This window comes from Clostridium ganghwense, from assembly GCF_026735165.1.
Taxonomy (GTDB): domain Bacteria; phylum Bacillota; class Clostridia; order Clostridiales; family Clostridiaceae; genus Clostridium_H; species Clostridium_H ganghwense.
In genome coordinates this window covers 1-527 of sequence record NZ_JAPQES010000029.1, presented here as the reverse complement: position 1 = coordinate 527, position 527 = coordinate 1, and the positions used below count along the sequence as shown (strand labels likewise).

2 tRNA genes and 1 rRNA gene are annotated in these 527 nt (G+C 41.6%); all 3 read right to left on the bottom strand.

Features of this window, described 5'->3' with window-relative positions:
• Positions 1-126: 126 nt before the first annotated feature.
• A tRNA-Ile gene (locus tag OXH55_RS19940) sits at positions 127-203 on the bottom strand.
• A gap of 54 nt (positions 204-257) precedes the next feature.
• A tRNA-Ala gene (locus OXH55_RS19935) sits at positions 258-333 on the bottom strand.
• A gap of 132 nt (positions 334-465) precedes the next feature.
• Positions 466-527, bottom strand: a 16S ribosomal RNA gene (locus OXH55_RS19930); the annotation flags it as partial.

Sequence of the window (527 nt, the reverse complement as noted above, 5' to 3'; positions counted from 1 at the left end):
TAGTGCCAGGGCATTCACCGTGCGCCCTTTGTAGCTTGATCTTTTAATCAGCACATCTAAATTATATTTAGATGTTTTATTTCTAGGTTATTTCTATATTCACTGTGCAATTTTCAAAGAACAAAATGGTGGGTCTAAATGGACTCGAACCATCGACCTCACGCTTATCAGGCGTGCGCTCTAACCAGCTGAGCTATAGACCCATATTTATTTCATGTGAGCAACTATCGCAAATCAAATGTTTAGATATTTGCTTATGGTGGAGATAAGGAGATTCGAACTCCTGACCCCCTGCGTGCAAGGCAGGTGCTCTCCCAGCTGAGCTATACCCCCATGTCATCTCACGAGAAACTATTTTAACAGAAAACCATTAAAATGTCAACAGTTTTTTATTAGTCTCTCAAAATTAAACAGAATTAAGTAACAGAGTCGTCAAATGGAAGCTTTGCTTCCGTTTCTCCCTAGAAAGGAGGTGATCCAGCCGCAGGTTCTCCTACGGCTACCTTGTTACGACTTCACCCCAATCA